Here is a 24,104-nt window from a genome sequence, read left to right as displayed (position 1 = left end):
GAGGTCGGGCTCACTCAGGCTTGTCCGCCTGCTTCGCCTTGGCGAGGATGCCCTCCACCACCTGCTGGGTCAGCGGGTGGTAGCCGGCTTTCGCCTTGGCGTAGACCTGCTCGGCGAAGGCCAGTCCTTCCGGCGTTTTCACGAACGCCTTGTACAGCGGCGTGGTGAGGTAGATGCGGCCGATCCGGGTCATGTGCTCGGCGGCGGCATCCCACACCGCCTTGTCGCCGGCGGCAATCGCGTGGCTGTACCAGCGCATGCCGATCTCCGCGTTCGGCGTGCCGGTGAGGTGCCAGGCGGCGTCGAGCTGCTGCATCCTGTCCAGCGCCGGCGCGTCGGGCAGGCGGTCGAGGAAATACATCCACTCCTGCGTGTTCCATCCCTTCGCGTCGAGCTTGTCGGCCGCCAGCGTGCCGGCAAGAAATTCGCCGCGCTGCCTGTCGATCGCGTCGAAGCTCGGCGACTCGGGCAGCGGTGCATCCTTGGGGATGCCGCTGCCATAGACCCATTCGCGCACCTCCGCCCAGCCCATCTTGCCGGGGTACTTCTCGATCAGGTTCGGCTTCATGTAGTCGAGCATCTGCTCGGTGGTGATGCTGTGCCAGGCGAAATGCTTGAAATAGCCCTTCAGGTAGGCATCGAAATCGGCGCGACCGAAGCGTTGCTCCAGCGTGCGCAGGAACCACGAGCCCTTGTCGTAGGCCACGTCGGAGAGCGAGTCATCGGCGCCCACGCCGCGCGGGTCGGGCGCCAGCTTCTGCGCGTTCTCGGCCATCGCGCCGATGCTCTTCTGCAGCGCGCGCGCCGACAGCAGTGCCTCCTCGTCGGCCTGGTTCTTGCCGTACACCGCCTCGGTGATGCGGCCCTGCACGTAGGTGGTGAAACCCTCGTTGAGCCAGATGTCCCGCCACGCCGCCGCGGTGACCAGGTTGCCCGACCACGAGTGCGCCAGCTCGTGCGAGACCAGCGAAACCAGGCTCTTGTCGCCCACCAGCACGGTCGGGGTGGCGAACGTCATGTTCGGGTTTTCCATGCCGCCGAACGGGAACGAGGGCGGCAGCACCAGGATGTCGTAGCGGCCCCAGGCGTAGGGGCCGTAGAGCCTCTCGGTGGCTTCGATCAGTTTCTCGGTGTCCTCGAATTCGTGCGCGGCCTTGGCCACCACCGAGGGTTCCGCGTACACGGCCGAGCGCGGGCCGGTTTCCTTCACCGCGAGGTCGCCGGCGGCGATCGCCAGCAGGTAGGACGGGATCGGGTGCGGCTGGTCGAACCTGAAATCGCCGTCAAGCGGATGCTGCGCATCGTTGAGCGCGCTCATCACCACGCGGATGTTCTTCGGCGCGCTGACGTGCGCGTCGTAGGTGAAGCGGATCGCCGGCGAGTCCTGCAGCGGCACCCACGAGCGCGCGTGGATGGATTCGGACTGCGAGAACATGAATGGCGCGCGCTTGTCCGCCGTCTGCGCCGGGGTCAGCCACTGCAGGCCGGACGCGGTGGGTGCCGTGCTGTAGACGATGCGCACCTGCGCCGGATGCTTCGGCGCGGTGATGGTGAGCTTGCTGCCCAGCTCCTTGTCGCGCGGTGCCAGCGCGTATTTCAGCGGCGTGGCCTTGCCGTCGGCGGCCAGCGCCTCGACCTTGGCGATCTTCAGGTCGCGCGTATCCAGCACCAGCGACTGCGCCTGCGGGTTGCGCCAATCCAGCTTCAGCGTCGCCTGGCCCGCGAGCTGCTTGTGCGGGAAGTCGATGTTGAGGTCGAGATCCAGATGCGTCACCCGCACCTGGTCGGGCTGGGCGTAGGAGTTCGGATCGTTGGCTTGGGCAGCCACCGGCAACAGCAGCGTACCGAAGGCAAGAAGCGGAAACAGGCGCATGGGCGGGAGATCTCTCGGGCCGGGAAACCCCGAGTATGCCACCGCCGCGCAGGCTGCCGCCTGTGACGAAAGCTCAGGGCAACTCGCCTGCCGAATGCGGGTCGCTCGCGTACGGATGCATGGTGGCGAGAAAGTCCGGTTGTGCCTCCACTCGGGCGATCCAGGCGCGGATGGCGGGATATTCGTCGAGCGCGAAGCCCGCCTCGGCCGCGCGGCTGCCGTAGGCGAACAGCGCGATGTCGGCGATGGTGTAACGCTCGCCGGCGATGAAGTCGCGCTCCGACAGCTCGTGCTCCAGGATCTCCAGCGTGCGCTGCGCCGCGTGGCGCTTCGCCTCCACCAGCGCGGGTGCGCGTTGCGCCAGCTTGCCGGTCAGCGTCCAGTGCCGCAGCGCGCCGAGCACCGACTCCACCCGCTCCTGCTCGAAATGCAGCCACTGCTGCACCTTGGCGCGGCCGAACGCATCACCCGGCACATACGGCGTGCCATCGGCCAGGTACATCAGGATCGCGTTCGATTCCGCCAGCGTGCGGCCGTCGTCCAGTTCGATCGCGGGCACCGTGCCGGTCGGGCTGATGCGCAGATAGCTTTCGCTGCGGCCCTCGCCCTCGAAGATGCTGACCTCCAGCGTGCGATACGGCCGGCCGAGATGATGCAGCAGCTGGCGCACTTTCCAGGCGTTCTGCGAAGGCAGGTAGTCGTAGAGGGTCAGCATCGGCAACTCCATCGAGGTGAGGCGCGCATTCTGGCGTCACCGCGCCGGGCGCGCCATCCGCTTCTTGCGCCGACGCGGTTCCGGTCCGAAACGGCCTGTCGTCAGCAGTACCGATCGGCCAGCGCGTCAGTGGCCTCGACCAGGCGGTCGACGATGGCCGGGTCGGCCGCGCTGTGGCCGGCGAGCACGAAGTGCAGGGTCGCTTCGGGCCAGGCCTGGGCGAGGTCCCAGGCGCTGACGGCGGGGCAGATGATGTCGTAGCGGCCGTGCACGATGGTGGCCGGCAGGTGGCGGATGCGCGGCACGTCGCGCAGCAGCTGGTCCGGTTCGAGGAACAGCGCGTGACGGAAGTAGTGGGCTTCCATCAGCGCCAGGCTGACTGCGTGATGCGGGTCTTCGAAGATGCCGCCGGCGTCGGGGTCGTGCACCAGGGTGGTGCTGCCGCCTTCCCACGCGCTCCACGCCTGCGCCGCGGCGAGGCGGGTGGCTTCGTCGGTGCTGTTCAGGCGCTGCCAGTAGGCGTCCAGCATCCCGCCGCGCTCGTCGCTCGGGATGAAATCGCGGAAGCGCGCCCAGCGTTCGGGGAAGATCTGCCGTGCGCCGCCATCGACTTCGTTGAACCAGCGCAATTCCTGCGGCCGGCCGAGGAAGATGCCGCGCAGCACGATGCCCAGGCAGTGCTGCGGGTGGGCCTGGCTGTACGCCAGCGCCAGGGTCGAACCCCAGGAGCCGCCGAACACCACCCAGTGCTCGATGCCCAGGAAGGCGCGGATGCGCTCGATGTCGGCGACCAGGTGCGTGGTGGTGTTGTCGGTGAGTTCGGCGAACGGGGTGGACTGCCCGCAGCCGCGCTGGTCGAACAGCACGATGCGGTAGCGCGCCGGATCGAAGAAGCGGCGGTGATAGGTCGACAGGCCGGCGCCCGGTCCGCCGTGCAGGAAGATCACCGGCAGGCCCAGCGGGTTGCCGCACTCCTCCACGTGCAGCGTGTGCAGCGCATCCACGGGGAGGCGATGGGTCTGGTACGGCTCGATCTCCGGGTACAGCTCGCGCATGGTCGGTGTTTCCTGCGGGGGTCAGGCGCTGGCGAACTGCAGCGCGGCGGTGAGGTCGCCCGGCGGCGGGCCGCCGGCGGCGATCATCGATGCGTCGCGCAGCTTCAGTCCGGGCAGCAGCTTGAGGTCGAAACGGCGGGTGAGGAAACGCAGGATCGAGCCGGTGTCGTAGATCGTGTGGTCGACGAAGCCCCGCTTCGCGTGTGGCGAGATCACCAGCGCCGGCACGCGCGTGCCCGGGCCCCAGCGATCGCCCTTCGGCGGCGCCACGTGATCCCACCAGCCGCCGTTCTCGTCCACCGTGAGCACCACCAGCATGTTCGGCCACTGCGGGCTGCGCTGCAGCGCCTCGACCACTTGCGCCAGGTGCTCGTCGCCGGCATCGAGGCTGGCGTAGCCGGCGTGCATGTTGAGATTGCCTTGCGGCTTGTAGAACGTCACCGGCGGCAATTGGCCGGCTTCGACCGCGGCAATGAAATGGTTGCTGTCGGCGCGGCTGCCGGTGCCGGCGTCGCGCAGATGCTGCGCACGCGCCGCCGTGCCCGGGGCGAACTGGCGGAAGTAGTTGAGCGGCTGGTGGTGCGGCTGGAAATCCGGCACCTGCGGAAACTCGCTGTGGTCGCCTTCGCCCTTGCCGTCGAGCGCCAGCTGCCAGGCGCCGGCATACCAGGCCCAGTCGATACCGGCTTGCGACAGCACGTCGCCGATGGTCAGGTGGCTCTGCGCGGGCAGCGTGTTCGGGCTGGTCGCATCCGCCAGCCGCGGATCGCGCGGGTCATGGCTGAAGCCCGGCGCATAGGCCGGCCCCATGGTGTTGACCGCCCAGAAGTCCGGCGTCATGGCATCGCGCGAGGCCCATTCCGGGCGACCCTGCATCGCGCTCGCCGGCGAGCCTTCGGCGAACTTCGGCAGGATGCCGGTGGGGTCGTCACCCTGCACCTGGGCGATCTGCAGTTTCGCCGGGCTCTGGTCGGCGTGCGGGAAGTACGGCGGCTGCGCGGCGACCAGGTACTGGTGGTTGAGGAACGAGCCGCCGAATGCGCCCATGAAAAAGTTGTCGCACAAGGTGTACTGCCGCGCCAGCTGCCACAGGCGCAGGCTGCGGGCCGTGTCGGCGTAGTGGCCCATCGGCATCGCGCCGGTGTTGCTCCAGGCCACGAAGCCGTCGTTGCGGCCGCCGTTGATCTGCAGCTGGTTTTCGTAGAAGCGGTGCACCAGGTCGCGGGTGATCACGCCGTGCGGCAGCAGCTCGCCATCGGGCGTGCGCAGCGCGAAAGGCCGGTTGGGCAAACCAATGATGGCCTGCTCGTCGATGAGGTAGCGGCGCCCGCCGACCACCTGCTCGCGCGGCACCATGCCGCTCCACACCGGCGGCAGCGTGGTGAGCAGACTGCCGTCGCGGTCGCGCTGGCGGTACTCGGGCGAGTCGAGCGCCTTGAGCGGTTGCGCCAGGCCGTGGAAGCCGGCGAACAGGTTGTTGAAGCTGCGGTTCTCCGCGTACAGCACCACCACGTGCTGGATATGCTGCCGCAGCAGCGCGTCGAGCGCAGCTTGATCTCCCGTCGGCGCACTGGCGTGGCGTGCGTCGTCGATGCGACAGCCGCCCAGCGTCGCGGCCGCACCCGCCAGCGCGATGCCGCCCAGCACGCGGCGCCGGGCAGGGTCGCGGGGTGCGTTCTCGTCGGCGTCGGGCGGTGCGCTCGGCTTGTCCGTCATGGCTGGGGAGACTCCGTCAGGGCCGCGGTGCGGCCTCGTCGTAGAAGCGCGCCAGATCCGCCTTCACTTGCTTCAAGGCGTCGACATCGAAGTAGATCATGTGACCGGACGGATAGAAACCGTACTCGATGTTCTTGCTGATCGCCGGGTCCAGGCTGAGGTGGCCCAGGTCGAACTCGGTGGCGTAGAACGGCGTGGCCAGGTCGTAGTAGCCGTTGGCGGAAAAGACCTTCAGATGCGGGTTGCGCCGCATCGTGTCGGCCAGGTCACTGCCCACGTACGGCGCCTGCGGGAAGCGCTGGTGCTCGCGCTTCCAGTCCCAGTTGCGGTTGATGACGCCGTAGTTGTTGGGCAGGTAGGCGTGGTCGCCGGTGTAGTTCAGGGCGCTGGTGGCGTACTGGTTGAAGGCGGCCAGGTAGGCGCCGGTGGCGGCATCGCTGGCGGCGTCGCCGTCGGGCGTCTCGCCGGCGGCATCCGGGTCGATGCCTTCGAAACGGCCGTCCAGACGTCCAACCGTGCGGCGCTGGTCGCGCAGCAGCTCCTTGCGGAAGCGGCTGGGGTCGATGCGCAGGTTGGCCTGCTTGATGTACGTCGTCGACAGGCCGGTGTACTGGCTCAGCTGCGTGGCGATGCGGTCGGCCTCGGCCGGCGTGATCGCGTCGCCCCTGGCCAGTGCCAGGGTGTAGTCGGTGCTGGCGAACTGGCGCACGGCGGCGATGAAGCCGGCCAGGTCGGCGGGCTTGTTCGGTACCTTGTTGTGGTACCAGGCGATCGCGGCCTCGGTCGGCAGGTTGACGATGTAGCCGTGGTCGACACCGGTGTTGGCCCACACGCTGAAGTCCAGGATCGAGGACATCAGCACGATGCCGTTGAGCTCCATGCCCTGGTCCTGCAATTGCTTGGCCAGCACCGCCGAGCGGGTGGTGCCGTAGCTCTCGCCGAACAGGAACTTCGGCGAGTTCCAGCGGTGGTTGTCGCCGACGTAGCGGGTGATGAACTTCGCGAACGCGTCGGCATCCTGATCGATGCCGTAGAAGTCCTTGCCCTTGGCCGCGCCGACCAGCTGCGAATAGCCGGTGCCGGGCGCGTCGATGAAGACCAGGTCGGACTTGTCGAGCAGGCTGTATTCGTTCGGCACCGTGCTGTACGGCGGCGGCGGGATCGGCTGGTCGCCCGCGTTGGCCACCCGTACCGGCCCGACCGAACCCATGTGCAGCCACATGCTGGAGGAGCCGGGGCCGCCGTTGAACAGGAAGGTGACCGGCCGCTGCGCGGCCTTGCCGTCGCCGACGGTGTAGGCCACGTAGAACATGCTGACCGTGGGCTGGCCCTTGTCGTCCTTGATCAGCAAGGTGCCGGCGGTGGCCTTGTAGGCCACGTTGCGGCCATCGATGCGCACGCTGTGCGAGGTCACCACCTTGCGTTCGGGCGGGATCGGCAGCGTGTCCTTCTTGGCGTCCTTGTCGGCCTGGGACTTGCTGTCGTGCGGGTTGCTGTCGGCCGCATGCAGCGGGGCGGCAAGGCCGATGGCCAGGACGAAGGCGAGCGGGGCGATGAGGGAATGGCGCATGGCGAGAGGCTCCGTATCAGCGCTGCGGCGCGGCAAGGTCGTAGAAGCGGGCGAGATCGTGCTTGAGCTGCTGCAGCGCCTCGGTGTTGAGATAGATCATGTGCCCGGAAGGGTAGTAAGCGAACGACAGATTGCCGCGCAGCGAAGGGTCCAGGTTCATGTGCGCCAGGTCGTACTCGGTGATGAAGAACGGCGTGGCGAAATCGTAGTAACCGTTGAGCGAGAGCACCTTGAGGTTCGGATTGGTGCGCATCGCGTGCGCCAGGTCGCCGGCCACGTACGGCAGCGGCAGCGCGCGGCGCATGCCCGGGACGGCGTGCTTCCAGTCCCAGCCCTGGATGATCTTGCCGTAGGTGGGGCGGTAGTCGAGCTGGCTCGGGTAGTCGAGCTGGTCGGCAAGATAGTCGTGGAAGGCGCTGACGAAGGCGCCGCTGATGCCGGTGTCGGAGGGGTCGTACTCCGGCGTTTCGCCGGCGGCATCGGGGTCGGTGCCGGTGAAGCGGGCGTCGTAGCGGCCCAGGATGAGGCGCTGGTCGCGCAGCAGTTCCTTGCGGAAGCGGCTGGGGCTCACGCGCAGGTTCGCCTGCTTGATGTATTGCACCGGCAGGCCGGTGAAGCCGGCCATCTGCGTGGCGATCGCGTCGAACTGTGCGGCGGGCAGATCCTGCCCCAGTGCCAGCGCGGAGGCGTACGGGCCACGCGCCCAGGCGCGGGCCTGGTCGACGAAGGCCTCCAGCTCGGCCGGCTTGTTCGGGCCGCTCTTGGAAGGCACTTTGTCGTGGTACCACGCGGCGGCGGCAAAGCTGGGCAGGTAGCCGACGTAGCTCTCGTCGTAGCCCGGCATGCGGATCGCGTAGTTGAGGATCGAGGACATCAGGATCACGCCGTTGAAGGCCATGCCCTTGTCCTGCAGCGCGTCGACCAGCGCGGCCGACCGGGTGGTGCCGTAGCTCTCGCCGTACAGGAACTTGGGCGAGTTCCAGCGCCGGTTGAGCGTGACGTAGCGCTCGATCGCGCGGCTGAAGGCGGAAATGTCCTGGTCCACGCCCCAGAAGTCCTTGCCGGTGGCCTTGCCCAGCGGGCGCGAATAACCGGCGCCGACGGCGTCGATGAAGACCAGGTCGGTCTTGTCGAGCAGGCTGTCGCCGTTGGCCACCAGGTGGTACGGCGCCGGCGCGGTGGCCTGCGGGCTGGCCGTCTCGATGCGCACCGGGCCGAGCGAGCCCATGTGCAGCCACACGCTGGAGGAACCCGGGCCGCCGTTGTAGAGGAAGGTCAGCGGGCGCTGCGAGGGCTTGCCGTCGTCGACGGTGTAGGCGACGTAGAACACGCTGGCCTGCGGCTGCTGCTTGTCGTCGCGGATGATCACCGTGCCGGCGGTGGCGGTGTACCTGATCGTGCGCCCGCCGATGGCGACGCTGTGCTGCGTGCGCACCGCCGTTTCATGGGCGGGGATGCGCGGATCGGTGCTGTCGTGGGTGGCGCTGGATGACGCGTTGGCCGGCGCCGCGTCGGCGGCATGGGCGGCGGGCAGGCCGGCGAGCGCGATGGCACTGGCCAGCAATAGCGAAGCGAGGCGGCGCATGGGGTTCCCCTGAGTTCGAGCAGCGTTCGAGTATGCGACGCCGTGTCGATGCGCGACCGTGACAAAAGTACTGGTCGCCCCGCGCGACCGGTGGATCAGTCGCCCGACATCGCCATCGCCGCGTTCCACATCGCGCGGGTCAGGGGCCGGTTCTCGTGCGGCGTCTGCAGCACGATCAGGGTGGTGGTGCTGTTGCTGGCGCCGGTCTTGAGCAGGCGGTCGAGCACCGACTCGAGGTGGCCGGTGGACATCGCCACCACGTGCAGCAGGGCCGAGTCCTCGCCGGCCAGGCGGCGGCATTCGAGCACCTCGGGAATGTCCTCGACCAGGCTTCCGATGCGCGCGCAGGTGGCCCCGTCGCAGCGCAGGCGCACCATCGCGCTCAGCGCATAACCGAGCCGGCGCGGGTTGACCGTGGCGTGGTAGCCGCTGATCACGCCGGCATCCTCCAGTCGCCGCACGCGTTCGGCCACTGCGGGCGCGGACAGGCGCACCAGCCGGCCGAGTTCGGCGAAACCGAGTCGCGCATCGCGCTGCAGCGCCTCCAGCAATTGCCAGTCCTTGCCGTCCAGTGCGGATCGGCCATCGGTCGGTTTCGATTCCAAGGTGACAACCTCTTTCATCATTTCGATCAGCGGCGAAACATCGCGATTCCGCCGCGATGCATTATTCACCGGCGCCATCGCCAGGACTAGGATGCGCGCTTCCCCGCCGGAGAATCCCCCCATGGATACCGCTCAACGTCTCGATGGCCGTGCCCTGCTCGCCATCGCGATCGCCCTGCTCACCTGGTCGTCGGCGTATGCCGCGATCGCCTATGCATTGCCCGCGTTCACGCCGGGCGAGGTGGCGTTCGCGCGGCTGCTGATCGGCTCGCTGTGCTTCGCCGTGCTGCTTTGGATCAGGCGCGTGCCATTGCCGGCGCTGCGCGACTGGCCGCAACTGGCCCTGCTCGGCGTGCTTGGCCTGACCGTGTATCACCTGTGCCTGAACTACGCCGAGACGCGCATCGCCAGCGGCACCGCCTCGATCCTGATCTCGCTGGTGCCGGCGGCCACGGCGGCGGTGTCGGCGCTGTGGATCGGCGAACGGCTGGCCGCACGCACGTGGCTCGGGCTGGCGGTGGCCCTGCTCGGCACGGTGCTGGTGGTATTCGCCAGCGGACAGCGCGTGGAGGTCGATCCGCACGCCTTGCTGGTGCTGGTGTGCGTGGCCGTCTCGGCGGTCTTCTTCGTCGGCCAGAAGGCGCTGTTCTCGCGCAGCAGCATGGTCGGGGTCACCGCGTTCGCGATGTTCGCCGGCACGCTCGGCGCGTTGCCGTTCGGCTGGCATCTGCCGCAGGCGCTGGCAGCGGCCTCGTGGCCGCACATCGGCGCGCTGCTGTGGCTGGGCATCGCGCCGACCTTCGTCGGTTACCTGGCCTGGAATCTGGCGGTGAACCGCTCATCGGCCTCGCAGGTCAGCAGCTTCATCTACCTGTCGCCGCCGATTGCGCTGCTGATCGGCTGGCTGTGGCTGCACGAGGTGCCCGAGGTGCTGGTGCTGGTCGGTGGTGCGATCACCATCGGCGGCGTGGTGCTGGCCAACGCACGGCGGCGGCCAGCGCCGCCGGCAGCCAGCCCGGCGCTGCCGGTGTCCTCGTGCGAGCAGTCGTGAGGACGACCGGCGCGCTTCAGTGCATCGGTGGGTGGTCGAGCCGGGTCAGCCGGATCACGTCCGGGTCATCGGCGTGTTCCAGCAGCAGGCATTGCACGCGCTCCTGCCATGCCCGACCGAATGCCGCGCGCTGTTCCGCGCTGGCCGCCGGATCGAGTGCGCCGCCGAGCAGCGGACGCAGGTTGGCCGGTGCGGGCACGCTCGAGAGATCCAGCTCCACCGCCACGCTCGCGCCGGTGTCGCGCCGGCGGACCCGCACGGCGGCGTGCTCGGCGGTGTCGGCATAGCTCAGCAGCGACTCGCGCGCGTAGCGTCCGGCAATGCCGTGAAAGCCGTTGGTGCCGGCCGCCCCGGTGATCAGGGTAAAGACCTGGCCGATCACGCCGTTGACGCCCTCGCTCTCCGGCCCCGGTATGAGCACCTCGACGCCCCCGCGCTCGGCGGGGCCGTCCGGGTACAGCGCGTGCAGCGCGGCACGCGCCATCAGGTACGCGCCGGCGACGGTGGGGCAGGAGTGTCCGGCCAGCCGCACCGCGTCGATATAGCGGTAGTCGAGCAGGCCGTCGTCGGCCGCACCCAGGAACGCCGCCAGCGGATCGCGCATCGGGATCGGCGGCGCCTGGTCGAAGAAAGCCGGGGTGCCCATCACTCGTCCGGCAAGCCGGTGATGCCGAAGTCGATCACGATGGCACCGGGCTCGCGCTGGCGGTAGGCCACGGTGAGGTTGTCGCCGAGGCGATCACGCAACTGCGCGATCAGCGGCAGCGGGTCGTGGTCGTTGACGAAGCGCATGGTTTCGCCCGAACGCAGCACGCCGATCGCGCCGAAGATCGCGGAATGGCGGAAACGGCGGGCCACGCCGCGGGCATCGAACAGGTGGGTGTTGGGCTCGGTCTCGATATCGAGGGGCATGACGGGACTCATGGTGGGAAAGACCGCCCCAACATACGCCGTCGATGGCCATCGGCCACTGACCTGGATCAGGCGCAAACCCCGTGGCGCGCGATGCTCAGAGCCGGCGAAAAAAACCACTTCCTGGGGTTTTCTTCCATCGCGAGTCCGATACAGGCCCGGACTCGCTCGCATGAGCAGTCACTTGCTTGACTGCTTCTCAGAACTTGTACGCGCGGTGGATCGCCACGATGCCGTTGGTCAGGTTGCGCACCTCGATCTTGCCGAAGCCGGCGCGCTCCATCATGCCCTTGAGCGTCTGCTGGTCCGGGTGCTTGCGGATCGATTCGGCCAGGTACCGGTAGCTGTCGGCATCACCGGCGAACAGCTGGCCCAGACGCGGCAGGACCTTGAAGGAGTGGAAGTCGTAGAGCTTGCCGAACGCCTCGCTCTGCACTTTCGAGAACTCCAGCACCAGCAGCCGGCCGCCGGGCTTGAGCACGCGGCAGATGTCGGCCAGCGCCTGATCCTTGTCGGTGACGTTGCGCAGGCCAAAGGCCATGGTCACCGCGTCGAAGGAGTTGTCGGGGAAGGGCAGCCGTTCGGCGTTGAGCTGGGCCCAGCGCAGCCCGGCGACCAGGCCGCGGTCGGTGAGCCGGTCGCGGCCGACGTCGAGCATGGCTGCGTTGATGTCGCCGACTACCACCTCGCCCGTCTCGCCCACTACCGGATGGAGCAGCGCGGCGATGTCGCCGGTGCCGCCGGCCAGGTCCAGCACGCGGTCGCCGCGGCGCACGCCGCTGGTCGCCACGAAATGGCGCTTCCATAACCGGTGCGTGCCGAACGACATCAGGTCGTTCATCAGGTCGTAGCTGCGTGCGACCGAGGTGAACACCTGGCCGACCAGCTTCTGTTTCTCGCCCACCGGCACGTCGCGGAAGCCGAAGTGGGTGGTGGATGCGGGCGGGGACTTCGGCTGCTCGTTCATCCCTGCAATGCTACAGCAAGCCCTGGCGCCTCAATTGGATAACGCGCCTCTTGCTTTCGCCTCCTCTCCCTCCGGGGAGAGGATTGAGGAGAGGGGCAGGTGCTCGCCAGAACGCATGTCGAGGCGCGATTTTGATGTAGGTCCGGCCTGAGGCGGACCCTCACCCCAACCCTCTCCCGGGGGGAGAGGGGGCAAACGCGAGAGGTGCGGTTACTTTATTGAAGCGTCGGCTCGCCGCTTTTCTTGTAGATCACGCCGTCCTTCATCACGAACTCGACGTGCTGCATGACGGTGATGTCATCGAGCGGATTGCCGGGTACGGCGATCACGTCGGCGCCGCGGCCGACCGCGACGCGGCCGAACTGGTCGGACTTGTGCAGCAGTTCGGCGGCGTGGGTGGTGGCGGCCTGCAGGGCGAACATCGGCGGCATGCCGGCTTGCACCATGTAGGCGAACTCCCTCGCGTTGTCGCCGTGCGGGAACACGCCGGAGTCGGTGCCGAAGGCGATCTTCACGCCGGCCTTGTACGCCTTGCCGGCGGTGGCCATGATCACCGGGCCGACTTCCTCGGCCTTGCGCGCGACCTGCGGCGGATACCAGCCCTCGCGCGCCTTCTCCATCACGTACTGGCCGGCGATGATGGTGGGCACGTACCAGGTGCCGTGCGCCTTCATCAGCTTCATGTCGTCGGCATCCATGAAGGTGCCGTGCTCGATCGAATCGACGCCGCCCAGCACCGCGCGACGGATCGCCTCGGCGCCATGCGCGTGCGCGGCCACGGTGAAGCCGTAGTCGTGCGCAGCGGCGACCACGGCCTGGATTTCCTCCAGCGTCATCTGCGGGTTTTCGGAGCTGGAGCTTTCGTCCAGCACGCCGCCGGAGGGCATGATCTTGATCAGGTCGGCGCCGTCCTTGTAGTGCTGGCGCACGGCCTTCCACGCGTCGGCGGGCGAGTTGATGATGCCGTCCTTGGGACCGGGGTCGCCCTGCAGGTTCCAGCGGAAGCCATTGGTGGGGTCGGCGTGGCCGCCGGTGGTGCCGATGAACTTGCCGGCGCTGAAGATGTGCGGGCCGGGCACCAGGCCGGCGTTGATCGCATTGCGCAGCGCGAGCGAGGCATTGTCGTCGTCGCCGAGGTTGCGCACCGTGGTGAAGCCGGCGAGCAGGGTGCGTTTGGCGTAGACGGTGCCGCGGATGGCGTGGTCGGCCGGATTGAGGCGGAACTTGTCGCTGTAGGTGCTCTTGCTGAACTGCATCGTCAGGTGCGTGTGCGAGTCGATCAGCCCCGGCATGCAGGTGGCATCGGCCAGCCGGGTGAAGCTCACCGTGCCGGCGGCCTGGCGGTACGGCGCGATGTCGACGGTGCCGGGATGGATCTCCTTGATGCGGCCGTCCTCCACTACCAGCGTGGTCTGGCCCAGCATCTTGCCGGCGGCCGGGTCGAGCAGGCGCGCGCATTCGATCACGCTGACGCGGTGGTCGCCGGCATCGGCGCGGGCCGGCGCGTCGGCGCCGGCAGCCAGAGGGAGACATGCCACGAGGGCGGCGAACAACAGGTGGCGAGTCGTGGTCATGGTGGTTCCCCCGGGTGACAGTGTGCTGATCCTACTCGGCGCCTTCGCGGCGCGCGGGCTCCTGTGTTGCAGCGTCGCCCTGGCGGCGGTCGATGCCGGTGCGCCGCTCGTGTTCCTGCTGCTCGGTATCCACGTGGCGCTGGTGCAGGTCGGATGCCGACGCGTCACCGGGCAGCGCCGCGGCCGGCTCGCGATCGCCGCCCGGCGTGATCTTCAGGATCGAGTGGCGCACCTCGCGCGACAGGATCACGCGGGCGTCGCGCACCAGATCCTCCAGCGCGCGGTCGTAGTCGAGCTTGCCGTTCTCGTCGGTCCATACCACCTTGCGTTCGCGCAATTTCTGGATGAAGCCGCGGAACAGCGCCTTGTCGAAGAACTCCGGTGCGGACAATTCGTTGAGCAGGCCCAGCCGCTGCGCGGTGAGCGTGCAGGCATTCTCCAGCTCGCCGCCGGTCAGCGTGTGCGGGCCATTCTTGGCCAGCGCGGCGATGGTGATGTAGTAGCGCTCGAACGCCTGGATCAGGCTGCGCGCGATCACCCGCAGCTGGAAGGCGCTGTCTTCCTGGCCGGCGCTGCGTTCCAGCGAGCGACCATGGTTGGTGGATTCGAGCAGGCCGCGGCGCACCAGGAACTCGATCGTCGCCTTCAGCTGCTCCTTGAAGCCGTCCTCATCCCACGGCAGGAACAGTTCGCCCTGGATGAACGGATACACGATGCCGCCCAAGCGCAGGATCGCGTCACGCGACATGCGCCGGTTGTTGAGGAAGCAGCAGGCGACCCATGCCGCGCTGGCCATCAGGTGCAGCACGTTGTTGCGGAAATAGCTCAGCAGCACGGCCTTTTCGCCGCTGACGGTGAGCACGTCGCCCAGCGGGTGCTGCACCCGCTCGATCCAGCCCATCTGCTCGCCGTAGGCGATGATCGCGGCCGGGTTCATCGGAGTCAGCGTGACGCGGTCGGAGTACGGCAGTTCCTCCAGCAGCGCCTTGCCAAGGTCGAGCTGCACCAGCAGGTCGTTCTCGGCCATCGCGTGCTTGGGCGTGGCCAGCAGGGCCAGCGCCAGCAGGTTGATCGGATTGACGTCGGCGGCGCGGTTGATGTTGACCTGGATCTTCTCGGCCAGCTGGCTGACCACCGAATTGAGCCACTCGGGTTTCGCCTCCGGGTCGAGCCCGGCGCTGCGCCAGTCGCTGCTGGCGGCGTCGAGCAGCGGGGTCAGCTCGATCGGCTCGCCGAAGTTCAGCGCCACGTGGCCGTAGCGCTGGCGCAGCACCTTCAGGCCCTTGAGCAGGCCGAGCAGGGATTCCTTCTCCTTCGGCTTGCCGGAGAGCTCGCCGATGTAGCTGTTGCCCTCCATCAGTTTCTCGTAACCGATGTAGACCGGCTGGAACAGCACCGGCCGGCGCGGCGCGCGCAGGAAGGCGCGCACGGTCATCGACAGCAATCCGCCGCGCGGCGACAGCAGCCGCCCGGTACGCGAGCGGGTGCCCTCGGTGAAGTACTCGATCGGCACGCCGCGGTCGATCAGCTGCGCCATGTATTCCTTGAACACCACCGAGTACAGCGGATTGCCGGTGAAGCTGCGGCGCATGAAGAACGCGCCGCCGCGGCGCAGGATCGGCCCGATCACCGGCAGGTTGAGGTTCACGCCCGCGGCAATGTGCGGCACCACCACGCCGGAGACGTGCAACTGGTAGCTCATCAACAGGTAGTCGGCGTGGCTGCGGTGGCTGGGCACGTAGACCACTTCGTAACCCGGCGCCACCGCGCGGACCTTGTCGAAGTGGTGCATCGCGATGCCGTCGTACAGTTTGTTCCAGAAACTGGACAGCACGAACGATGCCGAACGCACCACCGGATGCGAATAGTCGGCGGCGATCTCCAGCAGCATCTTGTGCGCCTTGCGCCAGGCCTTGGCGTGGCTGGTCTTCTCCTTGGCGGCATTGGCGGCGATCGCCGCACGCACCGGCTCGGCCGCGAGCACCGCGTCGACCACGGTGCGCCGGTGCGACAGGTCCGGCCCGATCACCGCGGCGCGGATGCGCCGGAAGTGGATGCGCAGCACCCGCGCGATCTTGCGCGCGAAGCGCTCCGGTCCGATCTCGCCGGATTCATCCAGCACGCTGCGCAGCGATACCGGCGCGGAGAAGTGCACCACCGTGTCGCGCCCGTTCAGCAGCAGCGCCAGCAGGCGGCCGAAGCGGCCGACCATCACCCAGTTTTCCGAGAACAGCACGCGGAACCAGCCGGTCTCACGGCTGGGTGCGCGGCCGACGTAGATCGCCACCGGCACGACCTGGACGTCCAGGTCGGGCACGCCCTCGAGCGAGCGCACCAGCTGGCGCAGCGGTTCCCCGGCGGCGCGCTTGCGGCTGCGCCCGAACAGCCAGCCGTCGCGGCGGGTCAGGGCGAACACGGAGCGGCGCCGGCGGGTGCCGGCCAGCGGCTGCATCGGGTTGGGCAGGCCGGCCTCGCGGCAGGCGCGCTGCAGGATCAGCGCGTCGGAGAAGCCGTCGCGCTCGATCACGTAGCACACCGGCACGCCCGGTTGCAGCAGCGCCGCCGGCTCGGCGGGGTCGCGGCGGATGCGCACCCAGGGCTGCAGCAACTGCCCGGCCAGGTTGAACCACCAAGGGGCGCGGCGACGTACGGTGGAGTCCACCATTGTGGTATTCGGCATCGGGCCATTCTACCCGGCCGCGTCGTCCAATCCGCGCCGATGGCGGTCGGCGGCGCCGCGGGGGCGGCCATCCGGACCGGTTGCCGGGGGTCCTCGGCCCACGGCGGCAAGGGGTGTGGGCGAGCCTCGTGCCGCATCGCGGCGTGCAGGTCAAAGAAAACCCCGCGGGCCGAGGGCCTCACGGGGCAATCCGGCAGAGCCGGAAGGGAAATGGCCTTGCCCGCAAGGAATCCCCGGCAGGCGTTGGCGGAGCAAATGTTACCGGTTCGTCAAAGTTTAGGCAATACTTTCCATTTGTCTTGCAGAGTCATGATTTTGTTGACGAATATTATTCAGAGCGCAACGCGTCGATCTTCTGTCGCCGGCGTTCCGCCGGTGGCGCGCTCCAGTCATTGTTGAACAGTGCCGGTTCCCATGACCCGTAGGTGGGGTTGGGCAGCACGAACCAGCGCCGGCCGATCCAGTCCATGTAGGGCGCCATGGCGCGGTGGCGACCGGCGGCATTGTTGGCCAGTACCGTCACGAAGTCGCCGATCTGGTCGCCGAACTGCATCAGCACGCGGTACTTGCGGCTGACCAGCTGGCGCCGACAACCCTTCTCCGTGCCGATCTGCTCGCAGCCTTCGACGAAGGTGCCCAGGCCGAGGAAGGCCTCCGGCCCGGACACCGGCAGGCCGGCCTTGCGCAGGTTGGCCAGGGTGGCCTGGTCCAGATCCTTGGCGCGGTTGGAGATGTAGATGACGGCGATGCCATGCCGGGCGGCGAAGCGGGTGAACGCGACTGCGCCGGGCAGCGCGCGGGCGGCCTCCTCCTTGCACCAGGCGGCCCAATCGGCCTCGTTGTACTCGCCGCCGCTTTTGACCAGGCGCGCCTGGTAGGGCGAGTTGTCCAGCACGGTCTCGTCGATGTCCAGCACCACGGCCGGCTTGAGGCCGCGAAGCGGCGCGGCGCGGTCGTCCTTGGCCAGTGCATCCCAGCCTTGGTCCTGCAGGGCGGCCAGCAGGCCCGCTTCGGCATCGCGATAGGTCTGCAGGTAAATCAGGTCGTGCTCGATCGCGGTCTGGGTCCACGCCACGGCATTGAGGTTGTCGTTGGCGGCGACGGTCGCGGGCGCGGCAGGAGAGGAGACGACCTCGGGATGCCGGAGTGGGGTGGCCGCACAACCGGCCAGCAGGGCGAACGCGAGCAGGCTCGCGGGCAAACGAAGTGGCATGCGCGGATCCTTGGGGCGGGGCGACGTGGGCAAGCGCCCGAGTTTACGACAGCCACATGACGGTTTCGGCGGGGCTGGCAGTGGCCGCGGGGTCCCGGGAGGTTGTGGATTTTCAGCCTCTCGGGCCGGCCAGGGCGAGGGCAGGGATGCCCGAGTTGAGGCAACGCTGGGGCGGTTGCCCGATGGCCGGGCATGAAGCGGCAACGCGAGTGACTGCTTCACGTGAGCGAGTCCGGGCGTACCGGATTCGCGATCGGAGATAGCTACGGGAGGTGGTTTTCTTCACAAGCTCTGACAGACTGCCCGCTTCGCCACCCCGGTTTCATCCCGTATGGATTTCCCTCCTCCTGCCCCGCGCAGCCCCTCGCACATCATCAGCTATGCCAGCTACCTGCTGGTAGCGGTGGGCCTGCTGCTGATCATCGACCTCCACCTGCTGCCGGCCCTGCTCGCCGGCCTGCTGGTGTTCGAGCTGGTGCAGTCGATGGCGCCGCTGCTGGGCCGGCGCATTTCCGGCGACCGCGCGCGGCTGGTGGTGGTGGCCGTGCTGGGCGCCATCGTGGTCGGCCTGCTGCTGTTGCTGATCCTCGGCGCGATCAGCCTGTTCCGGCACGAGCTCGGCAACCCCGAGCTGCTCTGGCAGCAACAATTGATGCCGCTGGTGGAAAAGGCGCGCCAGCAATTGCCGCCGGCCCTGGTCAACAACCTGCCCGACAGCGTCGACGACCTGCGCGTGGGCGCGATCGAGCTGGCGCGCAAGCATGCCGGTGCCCTGCAACTGGCCGGCAAGGGCGCGGTGCGGGTATTCGTGCACATCCTCATCGGCCTGGTGCTGGGCGCGATCGTGGCGCTCGGCCGCGCACGGCCGGCGCACCAGATCGGCCCGCTGGCGGCCGCACTGAGCCTGCGCTGCCTGCGGCTGGCGCAGGGGTTCCACAACATCGTGTTCGCGCAGATCAAGATCTCGCTGATCAACACCGTGTTCACCGCGATCTTCCTGCTCGGCGTGCTGCCGCTGCTCGGCGTCCACGTGCCGCTGGCCAAGACGCTGGTGGTGGCGACCTTCATCGTCGGCCTGCTGCCGGTGATCGGCAACCTCATTTCCAACACCGCCATCACCATCGCCGGGCTGTCGGTGTCGCTGGGCGTGGGCATCGCCGCGCTGGCGTTCCTGATCCTGATCCACAAGCTCGAATACTTCCTCAACGCCCGCATCGTCGGCACCCAGATCCATGCCCGTGCCTGGGAGTTGCTGTTGGCGATGCTGCTGATGGAAGCCGCCTTCGGCCTCCCGGGCGTCATCGCCGCACCGATCTACTACGCCTACCTGAAACTGGAACTGGAAGCGTGGGGGTTGGTGTGAGGGTGGTCGACGGATGAATTGAGCAGGACGGCGGACGGTCCGCTGCCGGTGCGCGCAGCTTCTTCGCCGAGCGCAAAGTTCCTGCTATCTTCGAGGATCAAGAGCCATTCGCCCACGGGCGCAACGGCCGTATGGGGCGGTCATTTCCAGGGGAGTTGAATACATGCGACACACGTTTTTTCAGGCGTTGCTTGGCGGTGCGCTGGCAGCGGCATTGAGTCTGGGGTCGGCTCACGCGGCCCAGCCGATTCCGGTGGAGGCGTTGGCCCGCTTGCCGGCACTGCAATCGGTATCGATGAGTCCGGATGGCAAGCATCTGGTCGGGCTGATTCCCTCGCCCAACGACAAGGACGATACGGCGCTGGCCACGTGGGACACGGACGCGCTGTCCGCCGGCCCCAAGGTGGTGACCCCGTCGGGCGACCACATGAAGTTCATTGCCGCCTACGCCATGAAGGCGGACAAGCTGCTGGCGATCGCCCGGCAGGAATGGACCGGCCACCTCGGTGGCTGCGGCGAGGGCAAGGCCACCGGCGCGACCAAGACGTTCGTGGTGAAGACCTATCTTTCCGGTATCGACCAGAAGAATTTCGGCGAGGCCTTTGCCGATGACACCCGCAAGCTGGGCGTCAGCAAGAGCACCGAGCGCTGCCTGGAAATCGCCGGCACCTCGTCGCTGGTGAACATGCTGCCGCTGGATCCGGACCGCGTCATCATCAGCCAGTTGAGCCAGGTCACCTGGACCTCGAACTACTACCTCTACAACCTGAAAACCAAGGAGCGCGAACTGCTGTTCAAGGGCGGCAACCGCGCCCGGCCCTCGCTCTTCGACTCCCGCACCGGCAAGGTGCTGGCCAAATCCGAGATCGAGCCCGTCGGCGGCGATTACGAACAGCGCGTGCTGCTGCTCAATGCCAAGACCGGCCAGTTCGAGTTGCAGCCTGCGCTGACCACCAAGCTCTCCCAGCGTTACACCGTGACGGTGGACGGCCTCGACGACGCGACCGGCAAGTTCTACATCCTGACCGACCAGTTTTCCGACAAGCTGCAGGTACGCATGTATGACCCGGCGACGCAGAAGTACGACCCGGAACCGGCCCTTGCCGACAAGAACTATTCCATCGGGGGCCTGCTTTTCAGCACGCGGGCGAGCAACTTCAACCAGATCGTCGGCTTCGTTGTCGATGGGCCGTATCGCCAGGCCGTCTACATCGACCCGGAATTGAAAGCCATCCAGGACTCGATCAAGCAGGCTTTTGCCGGCCAGCAGGTGAACATCGCCAGCTACACCGACGACCTGACCAAGGTGCTGTTCACCACGCAGAGCGCCAGCAATCCGCCGGCCTACCATCTGCTGCTGGACAAGAAGCAGGTGGCCAACCTCGGCAGCACGCGCCCGTGGATCGGCAACGACATGACCGGCGAGGAAAGCTGGGTGACCTACAAGGCGCGCGACGGGCGCGAGATTCCCGCGATCCTCGACCTGCCTGCCGGCTGGAAGCAGGGCGATGCGCCGGCGAAGGCGATCATCATGCCGCACGGCGGCCCATGGGCGCGGGATTACACGGGTTGGGACGCGTCGGGCTGGGTGCCGATGCTCACCTCGCGCGGCTATGCCGTGCTGCGTCCGCAGTACCGCGGCTCGGAAGGTCTCGGTCGCGAGCTCTGGATGGCCGGCGACAAGCAGTGGGGCCTGAAGATGTCCGACGATCTCGACGACGGCGCTGCGTGGCTCGTCTCGCAGGGTGTTGCCGCCAAGAACCAGATCGCGATCTTCGGGTACTCGTACGGCGGGTTCGCGGCCGTGGCCGCCACCGTGCGTTCGCCGTCGCCGTACCAATGCGCCATTGCCGGCGCGCCGGTGGCAAATCTCGGTCGGCTGGGTACGTCCTGGAGCGACAACCGCCTGCAGCGCATCCTGCAGGGCCAGACCGTGAAGGGCATGGACCCCATGGAGAATGCGGACAAGGCGCACCTGCCCATCATGCTGTTCGACGGCGACCGTGATGTGCGGACTCCGCCGGCGATCCACGCCCATCCGTTCTACGAGGCCGTCAAGAACCGCGTGCCGGCCCAGTTCCACTGGATTCCGAACATGCCGCACAGCATGCCCTGGTATCCGAGCCAGCAACGGCAGACCCTCAACTTGATCCTGGATTTCCTGGGCAAGAATTGCGGGCAGATTTCAGGCTAGCCGAACGTTTTTGCCTGCCGGTTGAGGCGGTTGCACAGTCTCCCCCCACCGGCTACATTCGCTTAACCGCAAAATAATGCGGTTACAACAACTGGTCGATTTAGGGGAGTGCTATTTCATGAACAAGTTTGTCCAACGAGGGCTTCAACGCTTGCCGCTGGCGATCGCGGTCGTTGCAGCGTTGCAAGTCACGCCTGTGTTCGCACAGGACCAGGCGCCGGCAACCGACAGTGCCAGCCAGTCGACCAGCCAGCAGGCTGACACGACCAAGCAGCAGGACCAGAACAAGAAAGCCAAGGAGCTGGAGACGGTTACCGTCACGGGCACCCTGCTGAAGCGGCCGGAATACCAGACCACCTCGCCAGTGCAGGTGATCGACGTCCAGAACAACATCGCCAGTGGTCAGTTCGACACCGCCGACTTCCTGCAGACGACCACCGCTGCCGCGGGCTCCACGCAGATCAATGGCCAGTTCGGCGGCTACATCGTCGAAGGCGGCACCGGCATCCAGACCGTCAACCTGCGTGGTCTGGGCGCCAACCGCACCCTCGTCCTGCTCGACGGTCAGCGCCCGGGTCCGGCCGGCACGCGCGGCCAGACCGGCGCGGGCTTCGACCTCAACGTGATTCCGCAGGTCATCCTGTCGAACATCGAAGTGGTCAAGGACGGTTCTTCGTCGCTGTACGGTTCCGATGCCGTTTCCGGCGTCGTCAACCTGATCACCAAGAAGCGCATGGATCGTCCCGAAATGACTTTCGCCGCCAGCATGCCTCAGCATGGCGGCGGCGAGCAGTACACCTTGTCGTTCGGCACCGGCTGGAACTTCGACAAGGGCAGCGTCGTGCTGGCGGCACAGCTCGACCGGCTCAACGCGATCGAGCTGGGTGACCGCGACTTCCTCAAGTGCAGCCAGGATCGTGTCTGGGGTACCGACGGCCAGCGCATCGACCGCGAGGATCACTCCGTCATCGGAGGCACCAGCCTCGGCGGTTGCAACAACCTGTACGCCAACAGCATCATCAACTACTTCAATCCCGGCATTCGCTACGTGCCGTCCGTGGACGGCAGCACCGTCGGGCCGTTCCCCGGTTACCACCCACGGCCGAACCCGTCCAAGAGCTACGGCAACTCGCCGCAGGCGTACTACGAGGATCAGCTCAACTTCCCGTTCGTGGGTGATGCGTACGCCATCAACCAGCGTCAGCGCGCCAGTGTCTATGCGGCCACGAATTTCAGCTTCGGCGAGGTGAACTGGAGCACCCAGTGGCTGGCAAACCGTCGTGAAACCAAGACGCACGGCTACCGCCAGTTCTTCCCGATCGTCTACAACCCGACGGACGACGATTACTACGAGCCCATCATGCCGTTCCCCTCGAATGGCAAGGAGACCGTGGATTATTTCTACGGCACCACCAAGCTGGAAGGCCTGTTCGCCTCCACCGACAGCTGGTCGTGGGAAGTCGATGCCGGCTACAGCCGCTCCAGCGGCGATTACAGCCAGCTCGCGATCGATGCGCGCAAGAGCGGTGACCTGGGCGACGCGGCCAACGAGCTCGACACGCCGCTGGTCGATTACTTCGATCCGGGCATCCTGAACGGCGACAAGATGAGCCAGCTCGTCAACGCCGTCGGCATGAACATCAAGGGCAACACCCTGTATACCCAGGCGACCGCCAAGGCGCTGGCCACCGGCAACCTGTTCACCCTGCCGGCGGGCGACGTGGGTGCGGCGTTCGGCCTCGAGTATCGCCATTACTCGATCGACGACCAGCCTTCCGAGGCCTCCAAGAACGGCTGGCTGTGGGGCTCCAGCTCGGCGCAGGTCACGCGCGGACAGGATCACGTCACCGAGGCGTTCTCGGAAATCGACGTGCCGTTGCTGAAGGGCCTGCCGGCAGTCGAGTCGCTGTCGGCCAACTTTTCGGGTCGCGCGTTCAAGTACGGCAGCATCCCGGGCACCGACAACGTGTGGAAGACCGGCCTGAACTGGCAGGTTACCCCGACCTTCCGTCTGCGCGGCACGCTGGGCACGTCGTATCGCGCCCCGGGCCTCTACGAGCTCTACCTCGGCAACCAGACCGGGTTCCTGGGCCAGCTCGGCATCGATCCCTGCATTCTGTGGGGTGACAGCAGCAACGATCGCCTCCGTGCCAATTGTGCCGCGGCGGGCATCCCGGCCAACTATCCCGGCGGCGGTGCTTCCGCGACGATCTATTCGGGTGGCGGTGCGGGCTTCCTGAAGCCGGAAACCTCGCGCGCGAAGTCGGCCGGTTTCGTCTGGCAGCCGACCTTCGCCAACCTGAACGTGGCGCTGGACTATTTCGATTACAACGTTCAGGGCGAGATCTCGCAGCTCGACGCCGGCGACATCGTACTCGGCTGCTACGGCTCCACCGTGTATCCCAACTCGTTCTGCAACCAGCTCGTGCGCAACCCGCCGAACGCAGCTGCCGATCCGAACCGGATCACCGAGATCTACAGCGTCTACGTCAACATCAACCGCGAACGGACCCGCGGTTACGACCTGCAGATGAACTACAGCAACGACTTCTCATTCGGCAAGCTGACGGCGGAAGGGCAGATCACCTACACGATGTCCGACATCTACCAGCTGTTCGACTCGGCTGCGGCCAGCGGCCTGAGCTCGTCGGAGCAGGTGGGTTACATCGGGCGTCCGAAGACGGTGGCTCGCAGCGTCATCAGCCTGGAGCGGGGCGACTGGACCTATACGTGGAACGGCCAGTACGTCAGCACCACCCGCAACAAGGACCTCAGCAACATCTATACCTACCTGGGGTACAAGGGCGCGGCTCGGGACATCGAGGCAAGCTGGCAGCTCATCCACAACGTGTCGGTCGGTTATGAGCGCGGTCATTGGGGTGTGCTGGTCGGTATCCGCAACGTGTTCGATACCGAGCCGGATCTGATCTCGCCGAGCGCGGGTACCACGGTGGGCAATGCGCCGCTGTATGCCTCGCAGTACGACTGGTACGGCCGTACGTTCTTTGCGCGCCTGAACTACAAGTTCTGA

Annotated in this window: 17 protein-coding genes; 4 read left to right on the top strand and 13 right to left on the bottom strand. The window is 67.2% G+C overall.

The window, feature by feature from the left end:
• Positions 1-10 precede the first annotated feature (10 nt).
• The 7 genes from ACVCMB_RS10885 to ACVCMB_RS10855 form a co-directional block, all read right to left on the bottom strand.
• Entirely contained in the window at positions 11-1,873 is a 1,863-nt protein-coding gene (locus ACVCMB_RS10885) for a M1 family metallopeptidase (RefSeq protein WP_447106916.1), read from the bottom strand.
• Between the two features lie 73 nt (positions 1,874-1,946).
• The gene (locus tag ACVCMB_RS10880; protein ID WP_447106915.1) at positions 1,947-2,588 is read right to left on the bottom strand and encodes a glutathione S-transferase family protein; all 642 of its coding nucleotides are present in this window, start codon (positions 2,586-2,588) and stop codon (positions 1,947-1,949) included.
• Positions 2,589-2,689: 101 nt separating this feature from the next.
• The gene (gene pip / locus ACVCMB_RS10875) at positions 2,690-3,643 is read right to left on the bottom strand and encodes a prolyl aminopeptidase (RefSeq protein ID WP_447106914.1); all 954 of its coding nucleotides are present in this window, start codon (positions 3,641-3,643) and stop codon (positions 2,690-2,692) included.
• A gap of 21 nt (positions 3,644-3,664) precedes the next feature.
• Positions 3,665-5,359 carry an acid phosphatase gene (acpA, locus tag ACVCMB_RS10870; RefSeq protein ID WP_447106913.1) on the bottom strand — a complete coding sequence of 565 codons (1,695 nt, stop codon included), beginning with the start codon at positions 5,357-5,359 and terminating at the stop codon, positions 3,665-3,667.
• Positions 5,360-5,375: 16 nt separating this feature from the next.
• Positions 5,376-6,929 (bottom strand): S10 family peptidase, encoded by a 1,554-nt coding sequence (locus ACVCMB_RS10865; protein WP_395120461.1) that lies wholly within the window; start codon positions 6,927-6,929, stop codon positions 5,376-5,378.
• 16 nt (positions 6,930-6,945) lie between these two features.
• The gene (locus ACVCMB_RS10860) at positions 6,946-8,514 is read right to left on the bottom strand and encodes a S10 family peptidase (protein WP_447106912.1); all 1,569 of its coding nucleotides are present in this window, start codon (positions 8,512-8,514) and stop codon (positions 6,946-6,948) included.
• A gap of 95 nt (positions 8,515-8,609) precedes the next feature.
• Complete coding sequence (locus ACVCMB_RS10855) at positions 8,610-9,137, bottom strand: Lrp/AsnC family transcriptional regulator (protein WP_395121273.1); 528 nt, start codon at positions 9,135-9,137, stop codon at positions 8,610-8,612.
• A gap of 103 nt (positions 9,138-9,240) precedes the next feature.
• Between ACVCMB_RS10855 and ACVCMB_RS10850 the strand changes: the two genes are divergently transcribed.
• Positions 9,241-10,170, top strand: coding sequence for a DMT family transporter (locus ACVCMB_RS10850; RefSeq protein WP_395120458.1), 930 nt, complete (start codon positions 9,241-9,243; stop codon positions 10,168-10,170).
• 16 nt (positions 10,171-10,186) lie between these two features.
• On the opposite strand, the gene ACVCMB_RS10845 is transcribed toward ACVCMB_RS10850, so the two are convergent.
• The 6 genes from ACVCMB_RS10845 to ACVCMB_RS10820 form a co-directional block, all read right to left on the bottom strand.
• Complete coding sequence (locus ACVCMB_RS10845; protein ID WP_447106911.1) at positions 10,187-10,816, bottom strand: hypothetical protein; 630 nt, start codon at positions 10,814-10,816, stop codon at positions 10,187-10,189.
• Positions 10,816-11,082: a DUF2249 domain-containing protein gene (locus ACVCMB_RS10840; protein ID WP_136259712.1), complete on the bottom strand. Its 267-nt coding sequence runs from the start codon at positions 11,080-11,082 to the stop codon at positions 10,816-10,818. The genes ACVCMB_RS10845 and ACVCMB_RS10840 overlap by 1 nt, the downstream gene beginning before the upstream one ends.
• Before the next feature lie 199 nt (positions 11,083-11,281).
• Positions 11,282-12,049 carry a bifunctional demethylmenaquinone methyltransferase/2-methoxy-6-polyprenyl-1,4-benzoquinol methylase UbiE gene (gene ubiE, locus ACVCMB_RS10835; protein ID WP_395120454.1) on the bottom strand — a complete coding sequence of 256 codons (768 nt, stop codon included), beginning with the start codon at positions 12,047-12,049 and terminating at the stop codon, positions 11,282-11,284.
• A 215-nt stretch (positions 12,050-12,264) separates the two neighbouring features.
• Positions 12,265-13,623 carry an amidohydrolase family protein gene (locus ACVCMB_RS10830; RefSeq protein ID WP_447106910.1) on the bottom strand — a complete coding sequence of 453 codons (1,359 nt, stop codon included), beginning with the start codon at positions 13,621-13,623 and terminating at the stop codon, positions 12,265-12,267.
• A gap of 31 nt (positions 13,624-13,654) precedes the next feature.
• Positions 13,655-16,303, bottom strand: a complete 2,649-nt coding sequence (plsB, locus tag ACVCMB_RS10825) for a glycerol-3-phosphate 1-O-acyltransferase PlsB (protein ID WP_447106909.1) — start codon at positions 16,301-16,303, stop codon at positions 13,655-13,657.
• 328 nt (positions 16,304-16,631) lie between these two features.
• On the bottom strand, positions 16,632-17,516 hold the full coding sequence (locus ACVCMB_RS10820) for a 5'-nucleotidase, lipoprotein e(P4) family (protein ID WP_395120449.1): 885 nt from the start codon (positions 17,514-17,516) through the stop codon (positions 16,632-16,634).
• Positions 17,517-17,847: 331 nt separating this feature from the next.
• Here ACVCMB_RS10820 and ACVCMB_RS10815 point away from each other — a divergent pair, with 331 nt between their 5' ends.
• The 3 genes from ACVCMB_RS10815 to ACVCMB_RS10805 all read left to right on the top strand — a co-directional run bounded on the left by ACVCMB_RS10815 (position 17,848) and on the right by ACVCMB_RS10805 (position 24,104).
• Positions 17,848-18,879, top strand: a complete 1,032-nt coding sequence (locus ACVCMB_RS10815; protein ID WP_395120448.1) for a hypothetical protein — start codon at positions 17,848-17,850, stop codon at positions 18,877-18,879.
• A gap of 163 nt (positions 18,880-19,042) precedes the next feature.
• The gene (locus ACVCMB_RS10810) at positions 19,043-21,073 is read left to right on the top strand and encodes an alpha/beta hydrolase family protein (RefSeq protein ID WP_395120446.1); all 2,031 of its coding nucleotides are present in this window, start codon (positions 19,043-19,045) and stop codon (positions 21,071-21,073) included.
• A gap of 118 nt (positions 21,074-21,191) precedes the next feature.
• Entirely contained in the window at positions 21,192-24,104 is a 2,913-nt protein-coding gene (locus ACVCMB_RS10805; RefSeq protein WP_447106908.1) for a TonB-dependent receptor domain-containing protein, read from the top strand.

The organism is Rhodanobacter sp. UC4443_H10 (genome assembly GCF_052978325.1).
Note: the sequence above shows the minus strand (reverse complement) of the source record. Positions and strands in the feature narration are given on the sequence as shown.